This window comes from Haladaptatus sp. HS23, assembly GCF_056892285.1.
In genome coordinates this window covers 1-20,956 of sequence record NZ_JBXGLH010000023.1, presented here as the reverse complement: position 1 = coordinate 20,956, position 20,956 = coordinate 1, and the positions used below count along the sequence as shown (strand labels likewise).

Sequence of the window (20,956 nt, the reverse complement as noted above, 5' to 3'; positions counted from 1 at the left end):
TAAGTACACAGGATACCACCTGGAAGGATGAATTCCCCCACTTCTCACCATCAACGCCGAATCGAGAACGCATCTACCAAGGCGAATCTTCTTGGGTTAGTATCTCATACTAACCACCAATGCCCAACAAAATCAAACGGTCCGGCGATGGCCTCGCTCTCCAGGTCACAAAGCCAGCCAGAACCGCTGGACTCGTCGAAGAAGCTGACAACGAGCCCACCCGCTTCGCGGACATTCGCGTATTTGCATTCGACGGTCTCCTGCTTGTCGCCGACATCGACCGCATCACAGACGAGAATATGGTCGAACTCGCGACCACCGCAGCGCTCGACACCGTCTCGATCCACCGCGTTACAAACGCCTCGCTCCAAATCGCAGGGAATGGCTATCAGGTGCAACTCCCAGGTGCTGCAGATGCAGGATTCCATGTCGATGATCAAGCGCCCTACACACCAGCGCCAAATTTGCTCGTGATTGCCGCAGAAGGATCGGAGCGTGTGGCAGCAGACATCGTGACGATTCGGCGTGAGCAGGTCTGAGAGCGAACGGGTAGTAGCGAGTATATTATGGTAACCACGTCCCTTCGAGTACGACAGACAACAATCCTCGAGAGCACACCAAAGATAAAGTTCATTGGAGTAACTCGGAGAGAGCTTCCGTGCTCTTCCCGAGTAATAGACGTAAACGGTATACCGATTGAGAAACGACTAGTGAGTATGAGTGACGCTGCGAAAAAGAATCTGGAAAATATGGGCCGAGAACTGCTCAAGCAGTCGCAGCACACGCCGCTCGAAGCCCGGATGAAAGCATTCCTCGCCGAGCATCAGGCCCCCGATGATCTAAAGGAAACGCGAGAGCGAGTAGCAGCAGGAAAACCCGTCTCTGATCTCGTTTCTGAAGACCGCGACGAACGATTCTAACCAACAAATGCCGTCTTACTTTTTCGACACGTCTGCCCTCGTGAAGCGTTACTACGACGAACAGGGGACAGAGATGGTCGACACGATAATTGAACCAGCCGAGAATACCATCCTCATCACCTCACTTGCAGTCATCGAAACGGTCTCTGCATTTCGTCGAAAGCAGAATCGAGACTCAATCTCTCGCGAGGAGGTAGATTCACTCCTTGCAGCGTTTTTCGACGAAGCTCTCGCAGATTTCCAGATCGTTCCCTTGGGCGAACAGCTGTTCGACTATGCGTTTGAGCTCATTCTTGAGGATGATCTTCGAACACTCGACAGTCTTCAACTCTCGGCTGCACGTGCGCTAGCGACCAACGTAGAAGATCTCACGTTCGTTTGTGCGGACAAGAAGCTCATTGACGTTGCACAATCAAAGGAGCTTCCAGCGATCAATCCTACGACAGATGACGCCCAGTGACCGCCGAAAACAGATGGCACGAGCGCTTGCTCGCGGTGGAATGGAAGGCGTCCATGTCCTGAGCCACGAAAGCGCGGCTGAAATCCTCACTCCAAAACGACGCGATCTCATTACATATCTCGCCGAGAATGAGGTTGCGTCAGTTCGTAATCTCGCACGCCAACTCGACCGTGATAAGGGGCAAGTGAGTCGTGACCTCGAAACGCTAGCCCGCCATGGCGTTGTCAGCTTTGAGACGGATGGGCGTGCGAAGAAGCCGTATCTGCAGCACGAACACGTTGTTGTGGAGCCAATCATTTAGTTGCGATTATCGATTGGTCTGTTTTGGAACGAGTATTCAAAACCAGTGAGCTATAAATTAGACATACCCAGTCGATTCTGACGAGATCGGTGAGAGGCACGATAATCCTACATTCATTCCAGAGTTCCACGGACTGACGATCACCCCCACCCCACTTTGTCATGAGTAAATCAAGAGAAAGTAGCCGAAATCAAAACCTAGAGTTGATCTTTCTAGCAAATTGAATTGGAGTATTCACACTACGGATATGGTTTGTTCTATCAGGGTAAATAATTTTCCCTACTAGAAGTAGTATCGCAACCGCTGAAGAAACCCCCCTTCACACAACGTTACTCATGACAAAGTGGGGGGTGTGGGGGATCCATATCGTGGAAGACGTGTCTAAGAACTCTTCTCGCGGCCATTTACTCATGACAAGGTGGGGTGTCTGACTATCGATGACTACTCGCTGACCGTGTGGCGATCATAGTTCACAACTCCTGCCAAAGTGGGGTGGACTATGCAACGGCTGTAACTCACGATACTCCTGTCACTACGGTCAGGGGGATTTATATAGAATTAGACTGATACGACACGCATGGGATTAGGCCATCTATCCGCAGACGATCCAATATTTTTGGATGAAGATGTCTTCCGAGATTCCTATACTCCTGAGGAGATGGTAGCTCGTGATGAGGAGCTAAACGAATATCTACAAACGTTTAAGCCGATTGTCCGAGGAAAACGACCTCGGAACGTATTTCTCTATGGCAAAACGGGCGTAGGGAAAACAAAAGGGACAGAACTCGTGATGGATCGATTGATCGAGGATGCAAACGACCTCTCGGTCAATGGTGATGAGATCTCAGTCAGAGTAATAACCCTCGAATGCAAGCAGCTCAACACTTCCTATCAGGTCGGGGCCAATCTCATCAATAAATTCCGGACAGAGGCTAACCGTTTTCCGACGACTGGTGTTCCTGCTGGTGACGTTTATAATACTCTTTATCGCCATCTCCGTGAAATAGATGCAACTCACTGCGTTATTGTTCTTGACGAGATCGACTCGATCGGGTCCGATGACGAAATCCTTTATTCGTTACCTCGGTGTAATGATAATGGTAACGTCCCTCCAGAGAAAACGAAAATCGGTGTTGTCGGCATTTGTAATAGTTTCTCGTTCAAACGTGGCCTGTCCGCCCGTGTCCAGGATAGCTTGTGTGATGAGGAGATTCTGTTTCCCCCTTATGACGCAAACGACTTGCGCAAGATCCTGTATCAGCGCGCTACGAAAGGTATCGTTGGGGTTGAGTATCACGAAGAAGGAGGAGTAACAGACTACGGCGTTTTGGGCGACGATGTCATCCCGCTGATTGCGGCACTTGTTGCGCAGGAATCTGGCAGTGCTCGCGATGCACTCTCTCTTATGTACCTCTCTGGGAAATCATGTCGTGAGCGCGATGGCGACGTTATCTCTGAGCAAGATGTCCGTGAAGCTCGTCAACGCGAGGAACAAGGACGGACAGCAGACGAAATACGACAACTCCCTATTCAGGGCAAACTGACGATGATGGCAGTGATGAAACTTGAGGATGCTGGCTATCCACCTCTCCGTAGTAAGGATATTTACAAGGCCTATTCCTTGGTGGCAGAAGCAGCAGACACTGATACTCTTTCTCTTCGGAGTTTTCGTCGACGCGTCTCCGATCTCTTAGTCCGCGATTTTCTTGCTTATGAGGAAAGCAACGAAGGTAAGTCCGGCGGGAGCTACCGAAAGTACGAACTGGGCGGTATTGACGATACTGTTGCTCGTGAAGTTGTTATCCAAAATGAGGATGGGGAGTCAGGGAGGCTGGCCGATATTGCCAGTCGTTCATTCGTACAGAAGTTCCGAAGAACATTGGGTGAGCCGTAAAACAAGCCTCTTCTTCCCTTTGCCGACTTGTTTGTTTTATACTGTCGCCGTTTGTCAGATACTGGGCTAATAACACCCATATGTCGAGTAGCACCGTCTTGTTGAGTGCAACAGGTGGTGCTCATTTCATTGAGCTACCATGCTGGTTAGTTTAGTATACTAACCCTCAAACCAACTGTCTGAAGCACGCCTTCATTCGCATCTCTAACCCGTAATTTTATGGTTAACGCGAATAACATGCTGTATATGGATAACCTGAATAACCATAGTAACTCGACCAACTCGAATAACTCGACTAACCCGTGTTACACGGGTTACGAGGTGGTTGTATGACGCTTCGAGTTGCCGTTTCTCAGCAAAAAGGCGGTGTTGGAAAGACTGTAACGACGAAAAACCTCGCTGCAGCACTTGCTGACCGCGGTCACCGAGTACTAGTCCTCGACGCTGATCCCCAGGGCGGCACAACACTCAAGCTTGGGCTTCGAGATCGCTACCGACAAAGTGACGCCCCTGCATTATTCGACGTACTTGCCGATCTTGGAGATCTAACGTTAGACGACCTTGACCAACTCGTTGTTTCTAATTGGGACGTCGATAGTGCCGCTCATGAGGGCCCGGAAGGCTTCGATCTTATTCCAGCACATATTCGGAACTTCCGTTTAGAGAAGCATCTGCATTCTCAGACACGCGGTATCGAAGCACTCCGAATGGCACTTGATCGGTACGAGCATGACTATGATTTCGTTCTCGTTGATTCACCGCCAAACCTCGGCCCTCTAGCGGATGGTGCATTAATCGCAACTGAGAACGTCCTGTTCCCAGCCAACCCAAACATTATCGCGAGAGATTCGCTGGAAATTCTGTTTGACGAGATTGACACGCTTGAAGATCGATTCACAGACGGTGACTCGAAGAAGTATTCCATTCGGACGCTTGGAGCCGTCTTGAACGAAGTCCCTGCGCAAGGTTCTGTCGTCACTGAAACACGAGACTGGTTCTATCAGACTTTCGGCGAAGATTTCGTTTTTGAGATTCCAGATCGGAGTGCGATTGAACACGCAATCGAGAATCACTCAACAGTGTTTAGCTACAACCCCGAGTTAGGCGACTACCCGTGGGATCGTAAGAAAATTGATGAGCTACGTAACGCGTATCATCGAATTGCAGAACACCTGGAGGTGTATCAATGAGTGACGACAGTCAAAATGAACTGGGTAAGCGATTCGAGGATCGTATCTCTCCTGAGCCACCCTCCTCTTCAGCAAGTGATTCGTCAAACTCGCCTACCACAGAGGAGATGAATAACGCGGGTTCAGCAAGTGAGACACATAACGCGAGTAGCTCAGATAACTCGAGTAACCCGCGTAATACGGGTTCGTCGCCGGGACCCGATCCAGATCCAAACGCAAGCCGCAATCAAGAGCGGATTTACATGGCTGTTGGAAGTGATCGAGCAGATGCCCTAAACGGTATGTATGAACGATTCGACGCTCGGTCAAAGCTTGCAGGACAAGGCGGAATCGAAAAGCATCGCGATTTTTGGGCGGCCGCAGCTGAATTGCTAATCGATTCTGAAGACGAACTTGCTGACCGCCTTGATATTCCGTCAGTAACCGAGTCTGAATAAGGCTATACTGGTAGAACCCCCGGAATTTGTGGTACGTAGGAGAGTATGAGAACTTCCCCTACTCCCTAAACGGGTTGTTCAGTCCGAGTGTTCGGGCCTGTGGCTCCACGAGGGCGCGGGACCGTATAGTCGCTCGTCAGTATCGTCAGCGTACGGCATTCTCTCGGGCGCTTCGAGGAGTTCGAGGTACAGACCCCATTCTACGCGACAAAATATGTAGGTCAAACCCTCCGTTGGCCCGCCGTCGTTCGTCTGCGGACCATCAAGCATCGTGACGTCGTCTCGTTCTCCCAATCCATCTATTGCTACGTCGATATCCTCTACCTGGAGGCCGAGATGCGTCGCTCCAATATCGGAGTTTTTCGGTGGTATATCGTCTTGGTCGGGAGTGTCCCACTCAAACAACTCTAGATTCATCGTTGGACCGCATCGCAACATTGCAAGCGAGGCTGTCGCATCAGGATGCACATCCAACCGTCGCTCCATCGAATCACCATCGGAATCTCCGAACGGTCCTTTCCGATAGAGCAAGTCACACCCAATCGCATCAACGAAGAAGTCAACTGCCTCATCGAGATCAGGAACGGTGATTCCAACGTGATGGACGTTTTGTGCCGCCAACGGATGGTCGTTTGTCATTGTATGTGTCTCAGATGGTAGTGTGCATAGGTTACTTTCGAAGGAGAACGATCCCGTCACCAACTGCATTCACTGGCTCTGCGAGGAGGACATCAAAGCCAACGCTTTGGGCATGGTCGACGAGCCATTTCATACTGATTAAGTATTCATCATCACGAGTGAGGACATTATCACCGGCTTCTAACTCATGCTCTCGGGAGAAATCGCCGACCTCCTTGGCGTGTTCGATGGCAGCCGGGTCGATACCGTTGAGTGCGGACCAAAACGTGGACGCAAACGCCTCGACACCCCGATTTGCCCACCGTATCTGAGTCTCACGGTTGGCCGCTGCATCACGAGCATCGTTCTTCAAGAACGTCTCAGCGATACAGACGTAGCCTCCCTCAGGTAAGGCCGTATAGCAATCTTCGAGAAAGTCGACTTTCTGGTCAAGTGGATCGGGGATGTGGTGGAAGGAATACAACAGCACCACGATTTCCGGGAGTGAGGGGACTGTTTTCACGTACTCGGTCATATCGGCTGTTTCGAACGATAGGTTTGACACCCCGAGTTTTTTCGCGTTATTCCGTGAAACCTCGGTGACTGTCGCTCGGTTATCGATACCGAGTATCTCTGTTGTTGGCATTTCTTCAGCCAATCGGACAGAGGTTTGCCCTGTTCCAGATCCCATTTCGAGTATTCGGTCAGGAGCTGCATGAGAGACAAGTTCTACAACGTTCTTTTGTAATGCCTCGTAGTACGACGTCTGTCCAAGGTACTTCTCAAATGTTTCATCACTGGTGTAAAAACTCGGCGTCCCATCGAAGTCACCCATTTGTGTGCCCTCCTGCGCGAGAATGGATCCGATTCAGGGGATGTGCATTTCTCATCGATCGCATTGTTGAATGCAATCTATTCCACTGGGGTATAACAGATTCGGTAGGCGGGATAATCGGGTGATGGAATGGTGTAGAGGTAGCCTTGATATCCCTCGCCATGAATCGGCTCCAACGCAGGACGCTCATCAGCCACAAAGTAGTCTGGTGTGCTGGAGATCGATCCCCAGAGGTCGTCTTCTTCTCCGAGAAATTGCTGGCACTCAACCCCAACGTGGTTCGCTTTATCAACAATTCCAAATTGGAGTTCACCAACACCGTGATTGTAGCGTGTGAGCGAGATGCTTTGATTGTACGTCGCATAGTGTGCCAACTCGTTCGGCCAGGTGAGTCGATAGTAAAGCGTCAGGCTGTCACCCGGCGGAAGTGGCTGGGGAAAGAGGAACTCTAATTTCTGTTCAAATGCTGGCTGCTGTTCGGTGAGATCGTTGACTTCCAGTCGCTGGCCGTCACGGTCATCGACAAACACGAGTGGATCGATGTCGTCGAATGTGATCTTGTTCTCGCCGCTTTCTTTGTGGGTGATCGAATTCGTTGGCTCTGTTCCGGCGTTCTCGACAGTTATCCAGCGGAAACTGTTCCACTCGTCGGCTGGTCGGTCAAGAAAGTCGATTCGCTTCACATGCCGATAGAAGTGGGAGTTATCAACCAATTGTGGGTCGTCATTCTCTAGGCTCCATGCCGTTGCGATACGGTCGCGTCGGAGCTGAAGCACGGCTTCGTCGATGCTGTCAGTCGAGGCATACTCCCCGCTCTGCTCAGTCACAACTTGATTTGCGACGACTTCCGCAACGTGATTTAGGAGATCCGCGTGCTGTTGGCCTTTCTCTGTCAGGATAAGACGGTCGTCATCACATGTGAGGGCATCATGTTCAACAAAGCGATCGATGATCTGTTTGATTTGGTAGTTTGATGTGGTCTGATCCATCTTGTGGAGGCGATTTTCGACATCACGATTGACCGTCTCGACCTTGGCAGACTGCAGATCACGCCGGCGGCCACCTGGTCCACTTCTGGTAGAGACCGAATCCAAGACGAGAAATGGTTCAACGCTCCGCGACCCATAGAGCGGCGCGAGACAGGCCCCGATTTGTTCTTTATCGGATGTGGACCCCCACTCAACGGCATCCAGTTTGATCCCAAGGTTTTGAAGGGTGGTGATGACACGATCAAGGATTTCGTTCCCAGTGTCTGTGAGAACATAGCTACGATTCTCCCTCTCGATCAGCGAAATATCAGCGGTTTCGAGCGCTAGCGATTGGAAATGGCTTGAGACAGTTGATTGATGTCGGTTGATCGTGTTCGCAATTTCTGTCTGGGTCGTTGCTGTATCGCTCTCAATGAGTACGAGCGCAGGGAAGGTTGTCGGGGTGATTGTGCGGAGAATTTCGCTAGCAGTCGTGAGTACTTGTGTGGGCCAATTTTGGTGAAGGGAGCGGGAGACCATGAGTTAGTAGCTAGTTATGGATGTAATATGCCCCGAAGTAAGCGTTATGGATGTAATATGACCTGGTATGGACATAGAATGTCCATATGCGAAATACTTAATTGAGTGTTTGGGAGATAGAAGAAATGTGATGGACCACTTCGAAGTGGCGGACGGACCTACTCAGAAGCTTTCGGGAGTCCGTAGTGGTCCTGACGACCCAGTTGGCAATACGAACGATGAAAAACACCAGTTGCAACGATTCGTATCGAATCACTGGTGGTTGACAAATGAAGAATGGGTTAAAGATGCTCTACCATCGGTAAGAGACAGGCAGCTAAGCTAGGCAAGTATCAGCGCCAAGAAATGACAACTCCGTCGGAAGTTATTGGGTGCTCCAACACCCGTCACACCTTCCGACGAACGTACAAATGTTGTTTCTTGCTCAATGGACAAAATTGTTCGGGTGTACACCTGCAGGTATACCCTCTTGTCCGCCTGAGTGACTCTGAGACGGGTCAGCGTGCGACGTATGCACGATGACACACTACACGCGATATCCACAATACAACGACATCGAGGCCGAAACTAACCAGCGGTGCATCACGCCGGACGATTTGAAAACGAACGGCGTTATTTTTCTCCGTCGTCATTCACGCGAAGGTGTCGGCAGCCGCGAGAAGGACACGCTGAACCGTGAAATCACACGAGGGCGTCGGCCTACCGACGCCCTAAGCCGGGTCCATGGACCCGGCTACCCTGCTACCACTAGTACTGTACTCACACTAGTGAGTGTGAGTGAGGGGGGGTACTCCCACTGGCCAATGGGAGCAGTCCCCTTCGTGAGGTGGTTTCGATGAGTGGCACGGGGCACATCGATTTGTTCGTATTCGAACGAGCAATCGAACGAGTTCACGAATACGTCCAAGACAGATACGACGTCGAAGCGTCTGAGTCGGACTATTACGTGCGGATTGTGGTTGAGAATGCGATTGAAGAGTGGTGCGATGAAGATCCGAACGCGGAGATTGAAGATCTCATCCACAATGCTATGGACGCACTTGGTGGCGACGACAACGAAGAAAAAGACCCTTTGTTTTCGAATTTGTCGGTAGCACCCGACGAGAAGACGCGCTTCGCTCGCGACGTGCGAGAATCAATTGAGACTCTATTTAACGAGGATTATGCGGAACGTGCGCCTGAGACAGACACGAAAGGCGAGTATCTCTCGCGTATTCTTTTCGAGTTCGTTACCGATGGTCGGCGTGACCGTCTGCGCCGGAAGGTGAAGCGGATCGATCTATTCGCGCGGTGCAAGAGTGGCAATGCGAGCTCGGTCGAGCAAAAGGTTGCTCGTATCCGTTCGGAGCTTTCGGATAAATTCGATAACGGGTATCCGGTACAGCGTGACGACCTCGTTGCGGCCGTGAAGATGCAGCCACAGACGAAGACGCAAAAGACTCGCGAGAAGTTAATTCAGAGAGTCCTCGATCATGACACGGTTGAGTACGTGGAGAGTCCGACGACGAAGGACGTGTATATGCCGCGTGAGCAGGCTATCCAGAGAATGGAAAACCTTGGGCTGCCCGGTATTTTGGACGGACCGAAGTACGACCGTCTTCAGGCAGGATACGAGCTCGCGGACCTCTCGAAGGATGACAAAATAGAGGGGATCAAAGTTGCACTCGTCCGACTCGCGATGCACGCCGATCTGGGAGGAACATACCGGTTGACTGCAGAACAAATACGCAAGCGTGTATTCGGTATTGCCGAGTCTGTACGTGCCGATACGGTTCGTCGATACATGAACGAAATAGCCGACGAAGACGGGTTCACAGAAACTCAGACGGAGGAAAATAGCACGAAAGCCGTCCGCGTACACGTTCCGGCAATCATCAAAACAGACGTCGATCTTCTCGAAAAGGCAAATCTCGCAAAGGAATACGATTACGAAGACGCGCCGGATACGGGATTAGTTGTAAACATTTCGTCTATGTTCGACGCTGAGAGCGGTGAGAGTGACGACGAGAGCGAGTCTCTCTCTGATGAGTCCCATCCATCCGAGCAGTCCGATGATAGGCAGAGCACGGTGCGTGAGGTAGATGGACGCTTTGATGAACTCGTGCAGGCGGTCTCAGCAAACAAGGGCTGAATAGGAACCTGCTCCAGGACATTCTTCGACATGCAAAGAAATCCCATGGTGAGGCATTCGTTGCTGCCGTGCGAAAACAAATCAATCGCTGATCTTGTTTGGTCAATCTGCACTCACTTCTGATCGACCGAACATCCACGACTTTGCACGTGTGAGTAGTGACGTCTCCTTACTATCTTCAACCGCCGGGACCGGATCGGCTTCGAGTTGTCGCGTCAGTCGGTCATTTTCTTCGTGCAATCGCTCAATTTCGCCTTCAAGCCGGGATAGAGCCTCTCTCAGGAAAGCGGATTCAGCATCTGAATCCAGTGCTGACTGCGTTGAATCACGATTGCGGATGATTTGACGGACGTATTCACTTCTGGATTCATCTTGTTTCTTCGCTTCTTTCTCCAACTCCTCTATTTCGTCTTTTTCAAGCCGGACGGTCATGTTCTTCATTGAGTTGGTCTGTGAATACGCTTGGATTCATATAGGATTCAGTCAGACGTGCGTGCGACGTATTTCGAGTGGAACCCGTAGTTAGTATAATATACTAACCCACACGGCGCGCATTGATTGTCCTCGCTCACAGAAGTTGGGACTGGCTCTCTCAATGCATTCACTCACGGTGTGGGGCTCAAGCTCCGTGGGGGTATCTCGGGAGAGATGCTGCTGGATGCTACCGTAGATGTTCCGAATGACCGTCGAACAGTGAGGTGAACCGTATCAATAGTACAAGCACGATGGACAGTCCAAGCATGGGATATTCAACTCTGACGAGCGTCCATTTCACCGTTTCAGAGGCGCTCATAAGGCTGATCAGGACGGTCGCGTAGTCTTCGGGATTTGTGTAGATCAGGATAACCCAGAGGTTCTCCAGGGAATCGAAGAGTCGAGAGAAGATCGTCAAGGTCATTCCGATCTTCGGTATCAGTACCAGCCTGTCGTGGCTGTCCAGCGTGTTCAGGATGATCGAGTAGAGTGAGAAAAACAGGAAGAACCCAGCCAGAATAAAGATATAATCGAGAACCGATAGGAGCATAACGTGATCCATGACTGGCTCCAGAGCCTGCAGTATCGTGTCTACTTCCGCCCGGTTCGTCGCGTCTTGCAAATCCGAGGTGGAATAGCCGGACATCTCTATCTGGCGTGTCACCGGGACGAACCCCAGAACAATCACCCCGATAAAGGTACACAACGACACAACGGCTACTATACCGTGGGTTTTGGGAGAGACAGCATCCGCATATCGATCGACAGGCCGAAAGAGTGCATTCAGTCGTTGCATGCAGGAAACAGTTGGTACGCGGCTATTAATGAGGATGGTCACAGAATTCCAGCCTTGAGCAGAAGTTGAGACTGCTGTTCTCAATGCATGGCGGTCGGTTACATCCGTGCTGGTGAATACTTCGGTTCTAATGTACAATCTCAATTGACTAGTCTGAGGAAATATTAAGGTCGCTTATGCAGTGTTTGTAACCATGAGCACGTCGACCCTCCCACGCACCCTCATTCTTGGCGACCATCCTCGGACGAGCGTACGAGCGTTGGTTGCTGGACTTGTGATCGCTGGACTGGCGGTAATCCTGCGATTCGTCTCTCCAACGATATTGCTTGGTCCAGAACTTTCACTTCTCGCTGCAGTTGTTGGGTTCTTCCTCGCGGTCGCTGTCGGACGTTACGAGGGTGGCGTACTTGTTGGAATTTTCGCAGCCGCCCTCCCTGTATTTGCCCTTAACGCTGCATCGACTGCCATCCTCGAACCTGTCTCCCTAGACCTCGCAATTCGCGCGGTACGAAGTTCTGCATGGTATACTCTCGGAGTGGTAGTGCTGGTTGTCGGACCACTCGGCTACGCTCTCGGCGGGAGCTCACCGTCCGGTAGCGAATCAGTGCGTTCACACCTTCGCGTTGATCGAAATCAGTACGGGCTACTGCTCTTCTGGGGTTTCCTCGCACTAGGGATTGTTGTCCTTTGGACAGTACTCCCAGTGTCCGCAATGCCCTCATCGGTCGCTTTTTCACCGGTGCCTGCCGCTATTGGACTTGTGGTGGCTGCAATACTTGGCTATCGTGCCCGAGGAGCACCTGCGGCGGTCATCGCTGGTGGTATCGGCGCTAGTGTAGGTCTCCGGTTGTTCACACAAGGATTCAGTACGCTTGAGACGGGGATGGAAGCTAGTCCATCGCTTATGGCCATTGGCACACTCACATTCATTGGGTTCATCGTTGGGATGCCACTCGGCGTGATTGGGTATCGTATCGGACGAATGCTCACTAACTGATTTGATACGTAGACCATTTTTGAAATTGAAGTTGTAGAACCCATTACTTCCACTTACAGAAGACGTAAACAGAACCTATAGGTATCAGAAAACTTATGCCACCATGAACATAGCGGACGGTATGCATCTATCGGCATTGAATCATCCACTCTTTGTTCCGATGAGCACAGGTTGTAGCGACCAAGACACTCCTGCTCATCTTCCAACGAGAACAGTCATAATTGCTGAAGAGTCGATGCAATGCACGTCACAAGGCTCAGATGAAAGTTCCCGGTTGGAACGTTTCGTATGACTCTCAGTCACCTCTCTCGTCGGCAATTGCTCGCCGCCTGTGGCACCTTTGCCGGGGTCACTGGGCTCTCTACTTTGACGGGACAGGGTACATCGGAAACAGCGCCCGTTAATGGATCATGGCCACTCGGCCGAGGCGATCCCGCAAATACTGGGTATACAGACGCACGGGGACCAACCCATTCTGTCTCCGTTCGGTGGACGTTCGAGGAGCATCTCGTCGCACGAAAGTCCCCCGTCATCCAGGATGGCTATCTCTACGTTGGGACGTTCGAGGAGACCGCTGCCTTCGTCGCTCTTGACGCCGCGACTGGCGAGGAACACTGGCGAACTGATCTCGGCGATGGAATGGACGTACGGTTTAATGACTCGGCTGCAGCTATCGCGGGCGACATCGTTCTTGCCAGCTTCGGGGAGGTGCTCCTTGCGTTCGATACAAAAACGGGCACAGAACGCTGGCGAAAGTCATTCTCCGAGTTGGAGATTCGCGCCCCTGTCGTTGCTGAGGGGATGGCGTACGTCGTCGTTGGTGGGGCGGGAATAGTGTATGCGATCGATCCAGCGTCAGGTGACGTCCAGTGGGAAACAAAAATCGGTGAATGGGCACCCGGTGGTGCGGCTGTTGTTGACGGGACAGTTTACGCTCCTGGAAACCACGGCCGGACGGCCGGCTCAGTAGTCGCACTTGACGCTGCGACGGGCGATGAACAATGGCGCTATCGCACAGACCACCTGTTATCGACGCCACCTGCGGTCACAGACGAGTCACTCTATATCGGCGAGGGGTCTGGTCTTCTCTCGTTGGCAACACCTAATGGTACGCAACGGTGGCGATTCCAGCCTCAGTCCGGATCACCTGGAGAGGCAGATGACTGGGGATATCTTGGATCGGCACCCGCTGTTCACGACGATACTGTGTACGTCGGTGCACCAGATGAACGAGTCTACGCTCTTGACGCTCTATCGGGTGAGCAACGCTGGGCGTTCTGGACGTGGAATGACGTCACTGGTGATCCAGTCATCGCCGGCGATACCGTCTATGTCGGTAGTGATGATTCGTTCATCTACGCGTTCGATGCTGCTTCGGGTATCCGGCGGTGGGAGTTCGATACGACGGGGCGAATCAATGGTGCCGGTGGCGCAGTCGTTGACGGGATTCTCTACGTTTCGACCTGGGAAGATGGGCTCTACGCCCTGGAGGAATCATGAACCGCCGCGACTTCCTTGTCTCCCTCACTGTCGCTGGCGGTATTGCAGCGACGACGGGGTGTCTCGAAACTCGCAGCTCTGGTTCGGGAATCGTCTCAAAAACCGTCGAACACGTCGAACCACGTCGGATTCGAGAACAAAAATCGACGATCGTTGAGTTTGATGATGATGTCCACGCGGTTCGAGTGCTCGGCTACATGTACTACGGGTCGAGCAGTTGCAACAAGGTTGGACTCAAAGCAGCCCAATACGACGGTGACGCCGACGAGTTACGGGTCGTCGTGACGCCAAAATCGACGAGCCATATTCCGTTCTTTCCCGTTGGGTGTACTGCAGACATGGCAGCCACGTGGTACCGGGTAACAGTCATGTTCGCAGACGAACTACCCGAGACTGTTACCGTTGTCGAACATCGAGGTGACAAGGAGGAACAGCGGACCGTGAACCGCACCGACCAACACGAACTCTGTACGACTGCTCATCCACAGAACTCTCCAGCAGGGCAGACGGCGCATTGGACGTGTCCTGAGCGCTATATCGCAGCGAATCGATCCACGGACACGACGGATACCGAATAGCCCGAGTCGAACCACTCTTTTACTATCCTAATGATTGCAAAAGTTGCGACTGCTACTCTCAGTGCATACTGGCTAAACCTGCTTTTGAGTATTGATACCATTTCATACGACCAATAATACTTTTATTATATATAATACAAAATCCAAACAATTGTTTAGATGAGGAATAGGGAAAGACTGCGTGTTAGTTTATTTACTGTCTCACTGGGTACCACAAATATGGCGACTCGGGCTGTCGTGCAGTCAATTTACTTGGCCAGATCGAGTTGGTTAGTAAGTACGAGCGGTCGCCTGTTGTGACGGCAAACACGGTGCTCACGCTGCTAAAGCAGACTGGCATTGGCTAGAGCTGTGGTACGACGGTACGCCGATATTCCCGCATAGGTTCCCCTCACGCATTCGCTTTTCGTGCTCAAGATCGCTCATAGCGTTCTTGTTTTTTGCAGCGGAGATGAGCACCACATCGTTGGAGATTGCCTTGTTCTCGAACGTGTGATTAAACACGTACAGTCGCCAGCTTTGCCCTGGATAGACCAGATATATCTGTAACCGCTGTGGGTTCTCTGATTGAAACTTCAGAATGGAACACGAAAGCGGGCGACATAGCCACCAGCCCAGCCAAATCGGCGATCATATTCGAACCCAGCATTTGCGGCACGATCACGAAGCGAGTCAAATGGGATCATGTGCGGGTCAGGGAGCGTTTCACCAACAACCACGCGGCCACCAGGTTTCACTACTCGAGAGAGTTCGCATAGTGCGGCATCTTGGTCCGGAACCTCTCCGAGAACGGTCACTAAATATGCCGCATCGAATGAGTTATCGTTGTATGGAAGATGTTGTGCGTCACCCTGTCGAGAGGTGATATTTGTGATTTCGCGTTCGGTTGCCTGCTGTTCAAGATGAGCAAGCATTTTTTGTTCGGTGTCGATAACGTCGAGCGTTCCATCAGGAGTGATCCACTCGGCGACATCAAGAGTGTAGTATCCAGTTCCTGGTCCGACCTCAAGAATTTGTTCACCGGGCTGTGGTGCGAGCACTCGTCGAATTCGCTGCCGTTTAACAAACGGACGCGGCAATGAGAGCCAGAATCGCGCTTGATATGGACAAGCTGATGGATTACGACGGGATCGAATCGCGTCGATACCAACGATGACGATTCCTAGACTTACGGCTCCAGCGATCAAACGTAAGACTCGACGATTCGTTGACCGGTTTTGTTGACCCATGACTGGATATTTAATCGGCTTATATTGTGGACTTTGTGATAGTGATTTTAACATCCTGAAAAATCAGATCCCGAGATAACGACTCAATACCGTCTCTGACCCTTCGATACACCTAGAAAATAGATGTGCGAGCAGCCATACTGTGCATTGAGCAGCTACCTAGCCGACATCAGCGTTGGCTGAGAATGCAGCGTCGTGGTATCGCGACCCTTGGAACTGTTATCCGACGCTGGATCCTACATTTGTTTGCAATGGCAAACGGTAAGGTTGATTTCTTCAACGACACAGGCGGCTACGGTTTCATCGCGACTGAGGACTCTGACGACGACGTATTCTTCCACATGGAGGACGTCGGTGGTGAGGATCTAACGGAAGGGACGGAAATCGAATTCAGCATTGAACAGGCCCCCAAGGGCCCGCGCGCGACCAACGTCGTTCGCGCTTAAGACTCCGACTGCCACCACACGGTGACGGCCGGTTCAATTTAGTTTTTCGCGAATTTCTTCCAGAGTGGTATCGTTATCTCAAGGACTTCATGCGTCAGACGGAGATAGGGGCTGGTATTAACCCAATTGCGAACGTGAGAGCGTTGTTTTTGCAAGCGGGAAGACTCTATCCAACTCCTCAGCTTTTGAGTAACGTACAAGCCGGTATCGAATGAAGCCTCGTATTGCGCCCTATTGACACGTGGAGATTCACTGAATTAGTCATTCGGGGCCATTGGCGAGGCATCTCGGAGGCGTTTCGTGATAGTTGTGTTACAGATAGGGCAGTCGAATATTTGTTGATTGTTCTCCGTATACTCTTTCCAATCGCCGGTGACGTCGCTTTCGTGATCACAGCTGGGACAGAACAGGGTCGTCTTCTGGCGCGGTTCGACTTCGGACGTGGAGGACTGTTGTGCGGACATGGTGAGTGAATACGTTATTGGGGTTGAACGGGGATAATGCTGTTCACAGTGATTAATCAGACAATCTGAATCATCTTGGAACGCGCGCGGCTGTGAAGAAGGGTGACTCTCGGTTAGAAATCGTACGAGATCTCTTAGATTCTGCTCAAGAGCAGGTTCTCGTCGATAACGTTCTGATGGACCGAGAGTTTGACAGTCAGCAGATTCTTGAGGGAATCGACGAGCGTGGGCTCCGGTATGTCGTGCCGAAGCGGATGCAGACGAGTGGGCAAGCCCAAGCACAGCGGTTACTGAAGTGGGATCTGGATCGGTACGTGACAGACCGGAATCTTCTGTTAAACGACGACAAGCGACACGAAACAACGCTAGTGTACCGACGGGGGGCTAATTCCAATTGCACGGATTATCGGCAGTATTCGGTGTTTATAACGAATGGGGATCCGAGACTGGTACGAGAATATTCGTATCCTCGATCGTGCCGACTCCCGATGGAGCCCCCCGGACAGTGTCTCGTCTAGTGGTCGCTGGAAATACCGCAGGCGGTCAGTCAAGAACGGGGTGTCTCGTCGTCCGTACCGGTGGCGTCGAAATCGAAATCCATACTGATTTTCCGCGCTCGGCTCCGGGATCAATCCGAGCGCCTTTGCGGCCTGCCCGCGGACGTACGGGTTCTCGTCAGTTAGCCGCTCCGTGAGCGCGTCCTCGTGCTGGCCAACTTCTCGGGATACTCACAGCCGATGACCACTAGCGCCGTACAGAGATGATACCGGACGGGGTCGTTCTTGTCGTCGAGGTGGTCAGTCAATGAGTCGACCAGGTGCTGGAGTCGAATTTGGTCACCGAGCGCGACGTGGGCCAACGCCTTCACGAGTTTCTCTCTGACCTCGAGCTCGTCGAACTCCAGTCCGATGCGGAGGTCGGCCAGTGTCTCCGGATGGGTGACTGCTTCGGGCGATTCGACCGCCACATACCCGAACACCTCGGCACACCACGCCCGGACGTAATAGAACTCTTTGTCGTCGGCCAGTCGCTCCGTGAGTGTGTACCTCTAATACGACGAGGCTGATCTCATGTGCGGAAATGTAGTCAAGAATCTCCTCGGTCGGATGGCCAATGGTAATCGTCTCGATCAAAGTAACGTTGGCGTCCGTACAGGTCTTGGTGACTGCATCAATAGTTGATTGTGCAGTTTCTCGAAACTCTGCTTCGAGTAGCTCTCCGGAGACGAGTCCTCAAAACCATCTGGAATCTCACTACTATCCAAGACGGAGAGTACGTGGACCGTCGCATTGTATGTGTCTGCAAGTAAATAGTATACGCTACGGCACGCTCACTCTCCTTGCTTCCATCGACCGGGAGTAGTATCCGATTGAACATACGGATTGTTAGAGTCCCCAAAAGAAAGAAATCCCGAGAACGGTCACCACGGAGAGAATGAGCTGGAGGGGCGCACCCACCCGGAAGTAATCCGTGAACTTGTACCCCCCCGGTCCGTAAACAAAGAGGTTCGTCTGGTAGCCGACCGGCCCGAGAAACGCCGTTGAGGCGGCGAACGTCACGGCCAGCACAAACGCGAATGGGTTCGCTCCAATCGTGGTGGCTGCCGCCGCAGCAACTGGAATCATAAGAACAACACTCGCGTTATTGCTAATGACTTCCGTAATGAGGCCCGTGGCGATATAGAACAGCCACAAGACCAGTAACACGGGGAGAAAATCCCCCGAAGCTGCGACGAGGTTCCCAAGGAGTTGTGCCCCGCCAGTCTGTTCTAATGCACTCCCCAGAGGAATGACGCCAGCGAGGAGGAAGATAACGTTCCAGTCGACCGAATCGTACAGTTCGTTCGGCTTGAGGACACCTGCAATAACCATTGCGACGACGCCAGCAAGCGCCGTGACCAGAATGTCCTGTTTGGCCGCAGCGAGCATGGTGAACTGTTCGATGCCTGTGAGGGAGGCTAATCCACTCCCAAGAAATGCCCACGGAATGGCGACAAGCCCGACGACGCCGAACATGATAGCGATGGCATGAGGGATTTTGTCGGTTCGGTAATCAGGGTCATCCGCTTCGTGTGCGAGAATGAAGTCATTGGTCTGGGCAAGCCAGTCGATGCTATTGGTGTCTGCTTGGATCAAGAGCGTGTCACCGGCACGAATCGTGAGGTCTTCGAGACGGTCCTTGATAACCTCCCCACGACTTCGGAATGCGAGCACGTTCGCGTTGTACTGCTGCCGGAAGGTCGAACTGTCGAGAGTTTCACCGACAAGGAACGAATTCGAAGGGATGACGACCTCGACGATGGTCTGGTTGTTCACTGGATCCGGTTCCAGATCTTCCGTAGTGTCAATAGAGTCCCGAATTGCGAGGTTGTCGGCCTCCGAGAGGTGGCGAAGAGTCTCTCCACTTGCATGCATCAGGAGAACATCTCCGTCGCGGATTTCTTTCTTCGCGAGGGGCTCGGTGAAGCGTTCATCATCACGGATCAGCTGAAGAATATCTGCGTCGAATTCCGTCTCGTTGATTGCTTCTTCGATGGTGAGCCCGGTTAGGGGCGAATCGTCCCTGACGACGACTTCCGTGAGGTAGTTCTGGATGGCGTACTCCTCGAGGTAGTCCTCATCCACCGGAATTCGTTCTGGAAGTAATCGGTGTCCAATTGTGAGTAGATAAAGCGAGCCAATAATGAGGACGATGACGCCGAGAATTGTGAACTCAAAGAAGTCGAATGCGTGGAGCGCGGGGTACTCACCGGATAGGCGAGCAGCCGTATCGCTCGCGAGGATGTTCGTTGAGGTGCCGATGAGGGTGAGCATGCCACCAAACTGTGACGCATAGGAGAGAGGGATGAGGAGCTTCGACGGTGATGTCTTGCCCTTATGTGCAACGTCGGAGATGACCGGAACGAGAATCGCAACGACAGGAGTGTTATTAATGAATCCGGATGCTGGCCCAGTTACCCCAATCGTGGCGAGAAGTTGTTTGTTAAGACTCTCGCCCGCAAATCCCGATATTTTCCGCCCCACGAGCTGAACGATGCCTGTCTGACTGATACCGGCGCTCAGGATTAACATCGCAAGAACGGTGATCGTCGCTGAACTCGAGAAGCCAGAGATACCTTCACTCGGTGTAATTTGGGTCCACGGCTCGAGAACTATCAGTGTGACCATGATGGCGATAGCGGTCACGTCGATGGGGAGCCACTCAGTGATGAACAGAATGATTGCGCCCAGAATGATCAATAAAACTACGAACATATCTACGGTTAGACCCGCTGGCAACCCGGATTGGAATACCACCACTGGAAGAGAGTATAATATATTCACATTTAAAATTTAATTATCAAATGGTGTTTCATAGGTCATGCGTATTTGTTTCCACGCTTATCGACGAAATTGACTTCTCAAGCTGGATCAGCATATCTTGTGATATGATACACTCCGTGTTAAATTCGGGTTTGTTGACTCAGTGTAGACGGTGCCAGTGACCAAATTCACCCATGACGTCGGTAGCGGACTACCTATAGTGGGTAACGATGGCAACCGGCGGTGGTTCCCGAGTGATGACCCTTTCTCGTTGTTCGCGAACGGAGAAATCGAAACCAAACTCAGGCTTCGCACGGCCGACGATGTTCGCGAAGCTCGCACGATTTTCCGCACAAGAGGAATCACTGACGACCTTGATGCGCCGAATGAGGGTAAAACAGAGATGGAGTACCGTGTGGATACGAAAGGCGGCGTGATCTTCTGTAAGCACTGTGGCACCCAAGTTTCACCGAGCGACAAGGTCTGTCCCGCCTGCGAATATATGCTTCACGTCGAACAGCCAGCAGAGACCGATTCACGAGAGTTCGCGACGGAACAATCCAAATGAGATACCGAACCGGTTCTGGCACGACTCAACCGGATTGCACGAATCGAGATCGCTGATTCCCATTTTGCAGTTTGTGCAGAAGTTGAGACCGGCGTACTCAATGCAAGGTGAGGACGACATTTGATGTAGCGACATGGTATTTATAGATGGTTGAAAGGATTCTACCGTACGATAGAGGGATTGTAGCCTTGGTTTACACTGAAAGTGGTGGTGTGTTAGGTACTTCCGGTTAAATCCATAAGCGGAAGTGCACCCACTCCGGCACCCTCAATGAAATCTGTGGGCAGTTCGTAGTGTAATCCGATCAT

21 protein-coding genes and 1 pseudogene are annotated in these 20,956 nt (G+C 51.8%); 13 read left to right on the top strand and 9 right to left on the bottom strand.

Features of this window, described 5'->3' with window-relative positions:
* Nucleotides 1-119 precede the first annotated feature (119 nt).
* The 7 genes from AC1XDK_RS28500 (at nucleotide 120) to AC1XDK_RS28470 (ending at nucleotide 5,202) form a co-directional block, all read left to right on the top strand.
* Nucleotides 120-539, top strand: a complete 420-nt coding sequence (locus AC1XDK_RS28500; RefSeq protein WP_483353404.1) for a hypothetical protein — start codon at nucleotides 120-122, stop codon at nucleotides 537-539.
* 177 nt (nucleotides 540-716) lie between these two features.
* Nucleotides 717-920 carry a hypothetical protein gene (locus AC1XDK_RS28495; RefSeq protein ID WP_483353403.1) on the top strand — a complete coding sequence of 68 codons (204 nt, stop codon included), beginning with the start codon at nucleotides 717-719 and terminating at the stop codon, nucleotides 918-920.
* A 7-nt stretch (nucleotides 921-927) separates the two neighbouring features.
* Nucleotides 928-1,380 (top strand): type II toxin-antitoxin system VapC family toxin, encoded by a 453-nt coding sequence (locus AC1XDK_RS28490; protein ID WP_483353402.1) that lies wholly within the window; start codon nucleotides 928-930, stop codon nucleotides 1,378-1,380.
* A 13-nt stretch (nucleotides 1,381-1,393) separates the two neighbouring features.
* Entirely contained in the window at nucleotides 1,394-1,681 is a 288-nt protein-coding gene (locus AC1XDK_RS28485) for an HVO_A0114 family putative DNA-binding protein (protein ID WP_483353401.1), read from the top strand.
* Nucleotides 1,682-2,258: 577 nt separating this feature from the next.
* Nucleotides 2,259-3,575 (top strand): Cdc6/Cdc18 family protein, encoded by a 1,317-nt coding sequence (locus AC1XDK_RS28480; protein WP_483353400.1) that lies wholly within the window; start codon nucleotides 2,259-2,261, stop codon nucleotides 3,573-3,575.
* Nucleotides 3,576-3,904: 329 nt separating this feature from the next.
* A complete protein-coding gene (locus AC1XDK_RS28475; RefSeq protein ID WP_483353399.1) occupies nucleotides 3,905-4,765 on the top strand; it encodes a ParA family protein in 861 nt (286 codons plus the stop codon).
* The gene (locus AC1XDK_RS28470) at nucleotides 4,762-5,202 is read left to right on the top strand and encodes a hypothetical protein (RefSeq protein WP_483353398.1); all 441 of its coding nucleotides are present in this window, start codon (nucleotides 4,762-4,764) and stop codon (nucleotides 5,200-5,202) included. The genes AC1XDK_RS28475 and AC1XDK_RS28470 overlap by 4 nt, the downstream gene beginning before the upstream one ends.
* A gap of 78 nt (nucleotides 5,203-5,280) precedes the next feature.
* On the opposite strand, the gene AC1XDK_RS28465 is transcribed toward AC1XDK_RS28470, so the two are convergent.
* From AC1XDK_RS28465 to AC1XDK_RS28455, 3 genes are all read right to left on the bottom strand, one after another.
* Nucleotides 5,281-5,841 (bottom strand): VOC family protein, encoded by a 561-nt coding sequence (locus AC1XDK_RS28465; RefSeq protein ID WP_483353397.1) that lies wholly within the window; start codon nucleotides 5,839-5,841, stop codon nucleotides 5,281-5,283.
* Nucleotides 5,842-5,872: 31 nt separating this feature from the next.
* The gene (locus tag AC1XDK_RS28460) at nucleotides 5,873-6,655 is read right to left on the bottom strand and encodes a class I SAM-dependent methyltransferase (protein WP_483353396.1); all 783 of its coding nucleotides are present in this window, start codon (nucleotides 6,653-6,655) and stop codon (nucleotides 5,873-5,875) included.
* Between the two features lie 77 nt (nucleotides 6,656-6,732).
* Nucleotides 6,733-8,163: a hypothetical protein gene (locus AC1XDK_RS28455; RefSeq protein ID WP_483353395.1), complete on the bottom strand. Its 1,431-nt coding sequence runs from the start codon at nucleotides 8,161-8,163 to the stop codon at nucleotides 6,733-6,735.
* An 835-nt stretch (nucleotides 8,164-8,998) separates the two neighbouring features.
* On the opposite strand from AC1XDK_RS28455, the gene AC1XDK_RS28450 reads away from it, so the two are divergent.
* A complete protein-coding gene (locus tag AC1XDK_RS28450) occupies nucleotides 8,999-10,294 on the top strand; it encodes a hypothetical protein (RefSeq protein WP_483353394.1) in 1,296 nt (431 codons plus the stop codon).
* 102 nt (nucleotides 10,295-10,396) lie between these two features.
* Here AC1XDK_RS28450 and AC1XDK_RS28445 read toward each other — a convergent pair whose 3' ends face one another.
* Nucleotides 10,397-10,735 (bottom strand): ribbon-helix-helix protein, CopG family, encoded by a 339-nt coding sequence (locus AC1XDK_RS28445; RefSeq protein WP_483353393.1) that lies wholly within the window; start codon nucleotides 10,733-10,735, stop codon nucleotides 10,397-10,399.
* 220 nt (nucleotides 10,736-10,955) lie between these two features.
* Nucleotides 10,956-11,432, bottom strand: a complete 477-nt coding sequence (locus AC1XDK_RS28440; protein ID WP_483353392.1) for a hypothetical protein — start codon at nucleotides 11,430-11,432, stop codon at nucleotides 10,956-10,958.
* A 1,417-nt stretch (nucleotides 11,433-12,849) separates the two neighbouring features.
* Here AC1XDK_RS28440 and AC1XDK_RS28435 point away from each other — a divergent pair.
* Nucleotides 12,850-14,061: an outer membrane protein assembly factor BamB family protein gene (locus AC1XDK_RS28435; protein WP_483353391.1), complete on the top strand. Its 1,212-nt coding sequence runs from the start codon at nucleotides 12,850-12,852 to the stop codon at nucleotides 14,059-14,061.
* Nucleotides 14,058-14,639 (top strand): hypothetical protein, encoded by a 582-nt coding sequence (locus tag AC1XDK_RS28430; protein ID WP_483353390.1) that lies wholly within the window; start codon nucleotides 14,058-14,060, stop codon nucleotides 14,637-14,639. The genes AC1XDK_RS28435 and AC1XDK_RS28430 overlap by 4 nt, the downstream gene beginning before the upstream one ends.
* Before the next feature lie 575 nt (nucleotides 14,640-15,214).
* On the opposite strand, the gene AC1XDK_RS28425 is transcribed toward AC1XDK_RS28430, so the two are convergent.
* Nucleotides 15,215-15,868 (bottom strand): class I SAM-dependent methyltransferase, encoded by a 654-nt coding sequence (locus tag AC1XDK_RS28425; protein ID WP_483353389.1) that lies wholly within the window; start codon nucleotides 15,866-15,868, stop codon nucleotides 15,215-15,217.
* A gap of 251 nt (nucleotides 15,869-16,119) precedes the next feature.
* On the opposite strand from AC1XDK_RS28425, the gene AC1XDK_RS28420 reads away from it, so the two are divergent.
* Nucleotides 16,120-16,314, top strand: a complete 195-nt coding sequence (locus AC1XDK_RS28420; protein WP_483353388.1) for a cold-shock protein — start codon at nucleotides 16,120-16,122, stop codon at nucleotides 16,312-16,314.
* A 257-nt stretch (nucleotides 16,315-16,571) separates the two neighbouring features.
* On the opposite strand, the gene AC1XDK_RS28415 is transcribed toward AC1XDK_RS28420, so the two are convergent.
* The gene (locus tag AC1XDK_RS28415) at nucleotides 16,572-16,778 is read right to left on the bottom strand and encodes a DUF8106 domain-containing protein (RefSeq protein ID WP_483353387.1); all 207 of its coding nucleotides are present in this window, start codon (nucleotides 16,776-16,778) and stop codon (nucleotides 16,572-16,574) included.
* Between the two features lie 92 nt (nucleotides 16,779-16,870).
* On the opposite strand from AC1XDK_RS28415, the pseudogene AC1XDK_RS28410 reads away from it, so the two are divergent.
* Nucleotides 16,871-17,245 (top strand): annotated as a pseudogene (locus AC1XDK_RS28410) (transposase); the annotation flags it as partial.
* Between the two features lie 212 nt (nucleotides 17,246-17,457).
* On the opposite strand, the gene AC1XDK_RS28405 reads toward AC1XDK_RS28410, so the two are convergent.
* Nucleotides 17,458-17,757: a hypothetical protein gene (locus AC1XDK_RS28405; protein ID WP_483353386.1), complete on the bottom strand. Its 300-nt coding sequence runs from the start codon at nucleotides 17,755-17,757 to the stop codon at nucleotides 17,458-17,460.
* A 406-nt stretch (nucleotides 17,758-18,163) separates the two neighbouring features.
* Nucleotides 18,164-20,032 (bottom strand): SLC13 family permease, encoded by a 1,869-nt coding sequence (locus AC1XDK_RS28400; RefSeq protein ID WP_483353385.1) that lies wholly within the window; start codon nucleotides 20,030-20,032, stop codon nucleotides 18,164-18,166.
* 226 nt (nucleotides 20,033-20,258) lie between these two features.
* Here AC1XDK_RS28400 and AC1XDK_RS28395 point away from each other — a divergent pair, with 226 nt between their 5' ends.
* A complete protein-coding gene (locus tag AC1XDK_RS28395; RefSeq protein ID WP_483353384.1) occupies nucleotides 20,259-20,648 on the top strand; it encodes a hypothetical protein in 390 nt (129 codons plus the stop codon).
* Nucleotides 20,649-20,956: the final 308 nt, after the last annotated feature.